A 10790-nucleotide genomic window follows, 5' to 3' on the forward strand; every position below is an offset into this window, starting at 1 on the left:
TTTTGTTCCAATGCCAAGTCACTTAATTTCCGATATCAAGTGACTTCGCTCCAAGCAGAATCGTTATTGCTCGTAGCTTCTCTCTACGTGAACTTCTTCAACCAATTCACGAACAATAGCGGTTGCGAAACAACCTGCATCGAGAGAGAACTTAAGAGTGACATTGTCTTCGTTCACTTCCCACGCTAAACCCATCGGCTTCAGCGAAGCTTCGCGGCGATCATGGCGCATACGGTTGCCACAAATAAGAGCCATTAGATCCGGTTCAGCATCAAGGTGCTTCTGCTCTAAAGCTTGAGAGGCATCCGTCGTCGGTAACGCATTATCTCCTGCTAAAGCAACAGTAATAAACGCAGAGCCGTTCGCGATGTCTTGGTTTACCGCTTCGATGTTATCCGCTGTTACCGCTAATTGAGCGCCGTCTTTCACGACAATATCGCCAACCAATGCCGACGCAAACGCATCTTGCTCAATACGGTCAGAAAGAATTAAGTTGTAAATCCAAGAACGAGCTGCAGAAAGATACAAGCTGCGCTTATTCTGATTACGCGTACGAACGTTTTCACGACCCCAACGACGAGCTTCAGATAAGTTGTTACCTTCATTACCAAAGCGCTGAGCACCGAAGTAATTTGGCACGCCCACTTGAGCGACTTTTTCTAAACGCTTTACCACATCATCACAATCCGTTACTTCAGACAAAGTTAGCTCGAATTGGTTGCCAACTAAATCGCCTGGACGTAACTTTTTGTTGTGACGTGCTGTCGCCAAGATCTCAATGCTTGGGTATTGTGCGAGAAAAGCAGAAAAGTCAGGTTCACCTTTTGGCAGATGCACGCTTAACCACTGCTCTGTCACAGCATGACGGTCTTTCAAACCAGCCCAGCTCACGTCTTTCGACTTAACACCACACGCTTTAGCCAGTTCGTTTGCTACGAAGCTCGTGTTCTCACCAGTTTTACGAATACGCACCATTAAGTGCTCGCCTTCACCAGTAAACTCAAAACCCAAGTCTTCATTAACGACAAAGTGTTCGGCTTTTGCTTTTAGTTTTGCTTTCGCAGTTGGTTTACCGTTTAGGTAAGCCAATGAAGATAAAATATCTGACATGCTGTTCTTTTCGTGTTGGTGCTTACGCACTTTTAGTAATTAGGACCACCGCTTCACATGCGATGCCCTCTTTGCGACCTGTAAAACCTAAACGCTCGGTAGTCGTGGCTTTTACATTCACATTGCTAATGCTTGTTTCTAAATCTTGAGCAATGGCTTGGCACATAGAGTCTATATGAGGAGCCATCTTTGGAGCTTGCGCCATGATAGTAATATCCGCATTACCAATCACATAACCTTGCTCTTTTACTCGACGGTAAACATCTTTCAGTAATTCGCGGCTATCTGCGCCTTTCCACTCATCATCCGTATCAGGGAAATGACGACCAATATCACCGGCTGCAATGGAACCCAGTAAAGCATCGCATAATGCGTGCAGGGCAACATCACCGTCTGAGTGGGCGATAAGACCCTGTTCATAAGGGACACTCACGCCACCAATAATTACCGGGCCTTCACCACCAAATTTGTGTACATCAAAGCCATGGCCAATACGAATCATCATTATTCCTTATTCTGACTTAAATAGAACTCAGCCAAAGCCAAATCTTCAGGCTGAGTAATCTTAAAATTATCTGAACGCCCAGCAATCAATGCTGGTGATAAACCTTTCCACTCAAACGCAGAGGCCTCATCGGTAATCGAAACGCCTTGTTGCAAGGCCTCACTCAAGACTTTCCGTAAAGGCTTAGATCGAAACATCTGAGGGGTAAGCGCATGCCAAAGATCGACGCGATCGACCGTGTGTTCAATTTGTCCTTGAGCACCACGCTTCATTGTATCGCGAACCGGCGCAGCTAAAATCGCGCCAACATCATGGGTCATAGCACCAGAGATCAGTTTGTCGATATCGCTCAATTGGATACAAGGCCTAGCGGCATCATGCACCATCACCCAATCACTGAGTTGCTGTTGGGCAATATAGTCCAGAGCAGAAAGCACTGAATCGGCTCTTTCCGTTCCGCCGGAAACTCTGATCACCTGTGGATTAAGGTTAAGCGGTAATTCAGGGTAGTAAGGATCATCGTCGCTGACCGCTACCACAATTTTAGACACTTGAGGGTGAGACAACAGTTTCTCAACCGTGTGCTCTAAAATCGTTTTACCGTGAATTTGAAGATATTGCTTGGGACGGTCTGCCTTCATTCGGCTGCCGACGCCCGCTGCGGGGACCACTGCAATAACGCTTTGAAGTTGGTTCGACATTAATGAGATTCCTCACCAATAATACGATAAAACGTTTCGCCTTCTTTCACCATTCCCAGCTCATGACGTGCGCGCTCTTCTATCGCGTCTAAACCTTGGCGTAGATCGTCGATTTCCGCAAACATCTCAGCATTGCGAAGATGAAGCTTTTCATTTACTTGCTGCTGAACTTGGATTTCGTTGTTCACACCGTAGTAATCAGAAATACCATTTTTACCGAGCCACAGTGTGTGTTGTAGCCAGCCAAACACTATGAGCAGTACTAAAGCAAAAATTCGCATAACACCTTTCGCCGGTTGAAAAAGAAGGAACTAGAATAAGGCACATATATACCATAATGCGCTTATTGGTGCGAGATATGTGGTGTCAGGGAATCAATAAGTCGGGGAATTATTGGACAGAATAGTGAGTGGTAACAATGAAGTTCCCTACTCCTTTCTTCGTCAGTCTAGGGAATGACGAATTTGAGGCAAAAAAAATGCCCCGCATAAGCGAGGCATTTAAAGTTTAGATTAACAATTCCGTTGGTTTAAAACCAAGTGTGAATTATTGACCTTTAACTTCTTTAAGACCGTTGAAAGGAGCTTTAGAACCTAGAGCTTCTTCGATACGGATAAGTTGGTTGTACTTAGCAACACGGTCAGAACGGCTCATAGAACCAGTTTTGATTTGACCTGCAGCTGTACCTACCGCTAGATCAGCGATAGTTGCATCTTCAGTTTCGCCAGAACGGTGAGAGATTACTGCAGTGTAGCCAGCGTCTTTAGCCATCTTGATAGCAGCTAGAGTCTCTGTTAGAGAACCGATTTGGTTGAACTTGATAAGGATAGAGTTAGCTACGCCTTTCTCGATACCTTCAGCAAGAATCTTAGTGTTTGTAACGAACAGATCGTCACCAACGATTTGAAGCTTGTCGCCTAGAAGTTCAGTTTGGTGCTTGAAGCCATCCCAATCTGACTCGTCAAGACCGTCTTCGATAGAAACGATTGGGAAGTTGTTAGCTAGTTCAGCTAGGTAGTGGTTGAACTCTTCAGAAGTGAAAGTTTTACCTTCGCCCTTCATGTTGTAGATGCCAGCTTCTTTGTCGAAGAACTCAGATGCTGCACAGTCCATAGCAAGAGTAACGTCTTTACCTAGTTCGTAACCAGCAGCTGCAACAGCTTCTGCGATAACTTCTAGAGCTTCAGCGTTAGATTTAAGGTTAGGAGCGAAACCACCTTCATCACCAACTGCAGTGCTGTAGCCTTTAGACTTAAGAACTTTAGCTAGGTTGTGGAATACTTCAGCGCCGATACGCAGACCTTCTTTAAGAGTTTTAGCGCCAACTGGTTGGATCATGAACTCTTGGATGTCAACGTTGTTATCAGCGTGCTCGCCACCGTTGATGATGTTCATCATAGGTAGAGGCATAGAGAACTGACCAGCAGTACCGTTTAGCTCAGCAATGTGCTCGTATAGAGGCATGCCTTTCGCAGCAGCAGCAGCTTTAGCGTTCGCTAGAGAAACAGCAAGGATAGCGTTAGCACCGAACTGAGATTTGTTCTCTGTTCCGTCTAGGTCAATCATAACTTGGTCAACGTCAGCTTGTGCTTTAGCGTCTTTACCAACTAGAGCGTCAGCGATTGGGCCGTTTACAGCTTCAATTGCTTTAAGAACACCTTTACCTAGGAAACGTGATTTGTCGCCGTCACGTAGCTCAAGAGCTTCGCGAGAACCAGTAGATGCGCCAGATGGAGCAGCAGCCATACCTACGAAACCGCCTTCTAGGTGTACTTCAGCTTCTACAGTTGGGTTACCACGTGAATCGATGATTTCACGACCTAGAACTTTAACGATCTTAGACATTGAATGTTTCCTTCTCGTTGAATATATAAATGTCAAATTTAAAGGTAGCAGCACAACTTACGCAGCTACCTGGATTCCTTTTTACTTTTCTAATTCGCCGCGCTGGAATTCACCAGCCGCTTTAACGAAACCTGCAAACAATGGGTGACCATCGCGAGGTGTTGAAGTGAACTCTGGGTGGAACTGAGCAGCAACGAACCATGGGTGGTTCGGGTTCTCAATAACTTCAACCAGTTTCTTGTCCGCAGATAGACCCGATACTTTTAGGCCCGCTTTTTCGATTTGTGGACGAAGATTGTTGTTCACTTCGTAACGGTGACGGTGACGTTCATGGATCGTCGCGCTACCGTATAATTCGTAAGCTTTCGTCCCTTTAGCAAGGTGACAAAGCTGTGAACCAAGACGCATTGTGCCGCCTAGGTCAGATTTTTCAGTACGCTCTTCAACTTTACCTTCGCCGTCAATCCACTCAGTGATTAGGCCAACAACAGGGTATTTAGTTTCTTTGCAGAATTCAGAAGAGTGTGCACCTTCCATCTTCGCAACGTTACGAGCGTACTCAATAAGAGCAACTTGCATACCTAGACAGATACCTAAGTAAGGTACTTTGTTTTCACGAGCGTATTGTGCAGCAAGGATCTTACCTTCAACACCACGATCGCCAAAGCCACCAGGAACTAGGATTGCATCTAGGCCTTGTAGAATTTCTGTGCCTTTAGACTCAACATCTTGTGAATCTACATATTTAATTGTGACACTTAGGCGGTTTTTCAAGCCTGCGTGCTTCAGCGCTTCATTTACTGATTTGTATGCATCTGGCAGTTCAATGTACTTACCAACCATACCAATCGTTACTTCACCCGTTGGGTTAGCTTCTTCGTAAATTACTTGTTCCCATTCAGACAGATCAGCTTCTGGAGCATCGATACCGAAACGCTTACATACAAGATCATCAGTACCCTGTGCACGGATTAACTGTGGGATCTTGTAGATTGAATCTACGTCTTTCATAGAGATAACTGCTTTTTCTTGTACATTACAGAAAAGAGCAATTTTCTTACGTTCGTTTGCTGGGATAACACGATCTGAACGACAAACTAGAATGTCAGGTTGGATACCAATAGACAGTAGCTCTTTTACAGAGTGTTGCGTTGGCTTAGTTTTAAGCTCACCCGCTGCACCTAAATAAGGAACGAGAGTTAAGTGCATGAACATCGCGCGTTCACGACCTAGTTCTACAGCTAACTGACGAATCGCTTCCATGAATGGTAGAGATTCGATATCACCAACAGTACCACCAACTTCAACAAGCGCGATATCGTGGCCTTTAGCGCCAGAGATTACACGTTCTTTGATAGAGTTAGTAATGTGAGGAATAACCTGGATTGTTGCACCTAGGTAGTCACCACGACGTTCATTACGTAGAACGTCAGCATAAACACGACCTGCTGTGAAGTTGTTACGCTTAGTCATCTTGGTGCGAATGAATCGCTCATAGTGACCAAGGTCAAGGTCAGTTTCAGCGCCATCTTCCGTAACGAACACTTCACCGTGCTGAGTCGGGCTCATAGTGCCTGGATCAACGTTGATGTAAGGGTCAAGCTTCATCATAGTCACTTTAAGACCACGAGCTTCTAAAATAGCCGCAAGAGATGCTGCTGCAATACCTTTACCTAGAGAGGATACAACCCCGCCAGTAACAAAAATGTAATTTGTCGTCATGTTTAACCTGAAATTGGTTGAATGAGGGAAATGGATTACTTCTGGACGGGATGAAAATATACCAGAAGCCCCTTATCGCCACAACGTGAAATCTATCACACTGCAATTTTTTATTTTTTGCTTCAAATCAATTCATGATAAAAGCTTTGATGATCTTTTCTCCGCCACTTTGACTTCATCCCACATGGAATCAAGCTGTTGTAGAGAAAAGTCGGTCAAAATTTTATCTTGCTGACGAACTTTTTGTTCCACACCTTTAAAGCGGCGTGAAAATTTCAGATTGGCTTTATTGAGAGCCGTTTCTGGATTTTTACCCAAATGTCGCACTAAATTAACGGTAGCAAACAACAAGTCACCCAGTTCTTCTTCAACTAAATCTTCGTTTGGCGTTACTTGAAGTGCTTCTTCTAGCACCTCATCAACTTCCTCTAAAACCTTATCAGCGACCGGGCCGATAGAGTCCCAATCAAAGCCAAATTTCGCGACTTGCTTTTGAATCTTTGTAGCACGCGAAAGTGCAGGTAGAGAGTTTGGTATTGAGTCTAGAATACTTTCTTGAGTTTTGCCTGCCTGTGCTTTTTCTTTGGCTTTTTCAGCTTCCCAGTTCGCATTAATTTCTTCATCACTGGCAAACTCAGTATCAGAGAACACATGCGGATGGCGGCGCGTTAGCTTCTCATTGATACCGTCGACCACATCAGAGAACTCAAACAAGCCCTGCTCTTTCGCCAGTTGGCTGTAGAAGACCACCTGAAACAGCAGGTCGCCCAACTCTTCTTGTAGATTCGGCCAATCTTTGTTGTGAATCGCGTCCACCACCTCATACGTCTCTTCGATAGTATGAGGCACAATTGTTTCAAAATTTTGTTTCAAATCCCAAGGACAGCCACCTTCAGGATCGCGCAGCTTAGCCATAATCTGTTCAAGTTGTTCAATCGGGTGATTCATCGTTTTCTTCCTATTCACTGTCTTTGATTTTTAAATTTATAACGTCTTCTAAAACTAAAAAAGGTGAGCAGCCAAAACCACTCACCTTTGTTGATACTGTCTAATTCTCTAAATTACGCATCTTTCACTAAGCAGTTGTTACTTTAACAAGGCAACAAGCTTTCGCGATTCCTGAGCATAGCTCGCCTATGTGATGGAACAAGAAAGCGCAGTTAACGCAGTAAAAGTGACTAATGCAACGTGAAAGTTAGCCGAGGCGTTTTACACTCATGACATCTTTGATCTGTTCTACTCGGCTGGTCACTCGACTCAGAATCTCAATGTTGGTCACTTCCAAATCGAAATCCATCACCGACAGCTGACGTTTATAGTCAATACGGCTCTTCATTGTCGTCACACTGACTTTTTCGTTCAAGAACAGTGACGTTATGTCTTTCAACAAGCCGGTACGTTCTAACGCCTCTACACGCAGCGTTAAGATATACGAGCCGACAAAACCATCGCCCCACACAGTATCGATGATACGTTCGGGTGCATGTAGGTTAAGTTCACTTAACTGTTCGCAATCGCTACGGTGCACTGAAATACCGCGACCTTGAGTTATGTAACCTTTGATCACATCGCCTGGGATTGGCTGGCAACAACGAGCTAAGTGCGTCATTAGGTTATCGACACCTTCAACGACGACGGCATCCTTTTTCGGACGACTCTGATGAGCGGGCTTATTGTCAGACTCAAGCAACTTTTCGAGCGCTTTTTTATCTTCTTCTTCCGCTGTCGGCTTGTTGACCAAAGCATTGATGTGATTAACGACTTGGTTGATACGCATATCGCCGCTACCAATACCCGCATACAGTTCATCTGGAGTATTGACGTTGAATCGTTTCAGCGCGTATTGCTCGGCATCTTTCAGCGTCGCTCCGACTCTGCCTAGCTCGACTTCTAGAATATCTCGTCCGGCTTCAAGGTTTTTCTCACGACTCTGAGCACGGAACCATGCGTTAATTTTTGCACGAGCTCGACTCGAATGAACAAAGCCTGTGGTCGGGTTTAACCAATCACGTGATGGGTTCGGTTCTTTTTGAGTGATGATCTCAACTTGATCGCCCATCGCCAGTTTATGAGTAAACGGGACGATTCGACCGGCTACTTTGGCACCGATACAACGGTGTCCAACCATCGAGTGGATGTGGTAAGCAAAATCCAACGGTGTTGCACCCATTGGTAAATCGACCACATCACCACGAGGTGTAAAGGCATAAACACGGTCATCAAAGACTTGGCTACGCACTTCATCCAGCATTTCACCAGAATCCGACATCTCTTCTTGCCAGTCGATAAGCTTACGAAGCCAGGTGATTTTCTCATCGTAGCCACTGCGTACGCCGCTTGAAGCACCTTCTTTGTACTTCCAGTGCGCTGCAACGCCTAATTCAGAGTCTTCATGCATCTGCTTGGTACGAATCTGAATTTCAATGGTCTTGCCTTCAGGGCCAAGAACTACGGTATGAATCGATTGATAACCGTTGGGTTTAGGGTTTGCCACATAGTCATCAAATTCACTTGGGAGGTGTTTATATTTGGTGTGAACCACACCTAAACCGGCATAACAGTCTTGCAGTTGGTCTGCGATAATACGCACCGCACGCACGTCAAAAAGCTCATCAAACTCTAAGCCTTTTTTCTGCATTTTACGCCAAATACTGTAGATGTGTTTTGGTCGACCGCTGACTTCAGCATTGATGCTTGAGCGGTTCATTTCTGACGTTAAATCGTCAACAAAGTCAGTGATGTATTGTTCGCGCACGATACGGCGCTCAGACAACTGTTTAGCAATCTGCTTATAGATATCTGGTTGTTGGTAGCGGAAAGCGTAGTCTTCAATTTCCCACTTTAGCTGACCAATACCTAAACGGTTTGCTAGAGGAGCATAAATGTTGGCACACTCTTTTGCTGCCGCACGGCGCACAGCATCAGGGGCCTTTTTCACTTCGATTAGGTTGCAAATTCGCTCTGCTAGTTTGATGACGACGCAGCGGAAGTCATCCACCATCGCAAGCAGCATTCGTCGAACATTATCGACTTGACCCGAGGCAGCACTGCCTTCAAGGGTGACGTTTAGCTGGCCCAAAGCCGCCATTTCTTCCACGCCATCAATCAGTTTTACGGTTTCCTTTCCGTAACTTTCTTCAAACGCTTCACGCTCAAAAACACCGCTTGATACGACAGGGAAGAGTTGCGCTGCCACTAAAGTTGCGCGATCCATAGACAAGGTGACCAAGATCTCGATCATCTCGCGCCCACGCCAAAGCAAAAGCTCGCCTTGCTCGTGATCTTTTAATAGCTCTTCACAGTGACGATAAACTTTGGTCAGTTTATTCGAGGTTTTTGCGTCTTGATTCAATGACGCAATCCAATTATCTAGCTCAAACTGTTCGCTTGGGTTTAAATGTGCGCTTCGTACCGCAACCATCATGCCTTCCTAGTTATTATGTTTTATACCCAATTCAATATGACTAACTGATTCCAAGTTAGTTCGACTCATATTGATATCAGCGCAGGCTTCCCTGCACCTTTGTGATTCATTTTTAAGCCTTGTTTAAGGGCCTCTAAGCCTTGATAAAGAGAGCCATCGATTCTAGATGACTGGTGTGTGGGAACATGTCCAACATACCAAGCTTTGCTAATTGATAGCCTTGTTTTTCTAAGCTCTCTGAATCTCTAGCTAGAGTAGCAGGATTACACGAAACATAAACCACACGCTTCGCACCTAACCCTGAAATTTGATCAACGATCCCACTCGCTCCAGCACGTGCTGGATCAAGTAAGATTTTATCAAATCTTTCTTTTGCCCAAGGCTGTGAAGACAACTCTTCTTCAAGGTTCGCTTGGTAGAATTCTGTATTACTCAATTGATTCAAAGTTGCGTTAGATGTGGCCTGTTGAACCATTTCATCGACACCTTCAACACCCACTACAAACGCAGATTGTTGTGCAATAGGCAAACTGAAGTTCCCTAAGCCACAAAACAGATCGAGCACTCGCTCATCGGCTTGAGGCTCTAGCCACTCAATCGCTTGAGCAACCATTTGCTGGTTCACTTTCTGGTTAACTTGGATAAAGTGGTTTGGCTCAAAAGGTAAAGTCACGCCTGTTTCGCTATAAGCTGGCGCATCACCGACCAAACAAACGAGCTTGTCCGTTTCAGGCATAGTATACAACGTGGCACCTTCCGCTTTAGCGAGTGCAATCAATGCTTGCTCATCTTTCTCAACCAAAGGCTTAAGGTGACGCAGCACCATCACAGGGCCAGTATCGCCCAACACCAATTCAACGTGTCCTAAAGACGTAAGGTTGCTGAAAGTATTGAGTAAACTTTTCAGTTTTGGCAGCAATACATTAAGGCGAGGGTCCAGCACGGCACAATCGGTGATGTTTTCAATCTGCTTACTTTGTTTCTTACGGAAACCGAACTGAAGCTGCTGTGTCTTCTTATCAACAAATAGGCTAATACGCGCGCGACGTCGATAACCGGTTTCATCACCCACAATCGGCTCAACAACTTCGGTGTTAGCCGTTTGGTATTGACTCATCAGGTGCGTCAAAGATTGCGATTTATGCTCAACCTGAGAAGCGTAACCAAGATGTTGAAGGTGACAGCCACCACACTGATTAAAGTGCTTACAGAATGGCTTTAAACGCAGCTCACTCGGTTTAAGTAATTTGATGAGTTTTGCTCGCGAAAACTTACTTTTGCTCTCAGTAAGTTGAATAACCACCTGCTCACCGGGCAATGCGCCATCAATGAAAACAGGTTTATTCTTCTGATAAGCGATGCCAGCGCCATTGTGATCCATTCGTTCAACCAAAACCGATTGATGCTTGGTCTCGAGTTGAGTTTTCTTTTTTGGTTGGAAAAAACGTGCCATTGCTTGTGCCTAATGTATCTTTTAATAAGT

General features: G+C 45.0%; 9 protein-coding genes. All 9 read right to left on the reverse strand.

Features of this window, described 5'->3' with window-relative positions:
- Window positions 1-63: 63 nt before the first annotated feature.
- A complete protein-coding gene (truD, locus tag M4S28_RS15005) occupies window positions 64-1110 on the reverse strand; it encodes a tRNA pseudouridine(13) synthase TruD (RefSeq protein ID WP_029405000.1) in 1047 nt (348 codons plus the stop codon).
- 22 nt (window positions 1111-1132) lie between these two features.
- On the reverse strand, window positions 1133-1612 hold the full coding sequence (gene ispF, locus M4S28_RS15010) for a 2-C-methyl-D-erythritol 2,4-cyclodiphosphate synthase (RefSeq protein ID WP_004735397.1): 480 nt from the start codon (window positions 1610-1612) through the stop codon (window positions 1133-1135).
- Window positions 1613-1614: 2 nt separating this feature from the next.
- The gene (gene ispD, locus M4S28_RS15015; protein WP_017090808.1) at window positions 1615-2316 is read right to left on the reverse strand and encodes a 2-C-methyl-D-erythritol 4-phosphate cytidylyltransferase; all 702 of its coding nucleotides are present in this window, start codon (window positions 2314-2316) and stop codon (window positions 1615-1617) included.
- Window positions 2316-2597, reverse strand: coding sequence for a cell division protein FtsB (ftsB, locus tag M4S28_RS15020; protein ID WP_004735394.1), 282 nt, complete (start codon window positions 2595-2597; stop codon window positions 2316-2318). Before ftsB ends, ispD begins: the two co-directional genes overlap by 1 nt.
- Before the next feature lie 265 nt (window positions 2598-2862).
- Window positions 2863-4161 (reverse strand): phosphopyruvate hydratase, encoded by a 1299-nt coding sequence (gene eno, locus M4S28_RS15025; RefSeq protein WP_029405988.1) that lies wholly within the window; start codon window positions 4159-4161, stop codon window positions 2863-2865.
- An 81-nt stretch (window positions 4162-4242) separates the two neighbouring features.
- Window positions 4243-5883 (reverse strand): CTP synthase, encoded by a 1641-nt coding sequence (pyrG, locus tag M4S28_RS15030; RefSeq protein WP_017095250.1) that lies wholly within the window; start codon window positions 5881-5883, stop codon window positions 4243-4245.
- Window positions 5884-6015: 132 nt separating this feature from the next.
- A complete protein-coding gene (mazG, locus tag M4S28_RS15035; RefSeq protein ID WP_249632042.1) occupies window positions 6016-6831 on the reverse strand; it encodes a nucleoside triphosphate pyrophosphohydrolase in 816 nt (271 codons plus the stop codon).
- Window positions 6832-7078: 247 nt separating this feature from the next.
- Complete coding sequence (gene relA / locus M4S28_RS15040; protein ID WP_004735390.1) at window positions 7079-9304, reverse strand: GTP diphosphokinase; 2226 nt, start codon at window positions 9302-9304, stop codon at window positions 7079-7081.
- A gap of 136 nt (window positions 9305-9440) precedes the next feature.
- A complete protein-coding gene (gene rlmD / locus M4S28_RS15045; RefSeq protein ID WP_249632043.1) occupies window positions 9441-10760 on the reverse strand; it encodes a 23S rRNA (uracil(1939)-C(5))-methyltransferase RlmD in 1320 nt (439 codons plus the stop codon).
- Between the last annotated feature and the right edge of the window lie 30 nt (window positions 10761-10790).

The organism is Vibrio sp. J383, assembly GCF_023503985.1.
In the GTDB taxonomy this organism is placed as follows: domain Bacteria; phylum Pseudomonadota; class Gammaproteobacteria; order Enterobacterales; family Vibrionaceae; genus Vibrio; species Vibrio splendidus.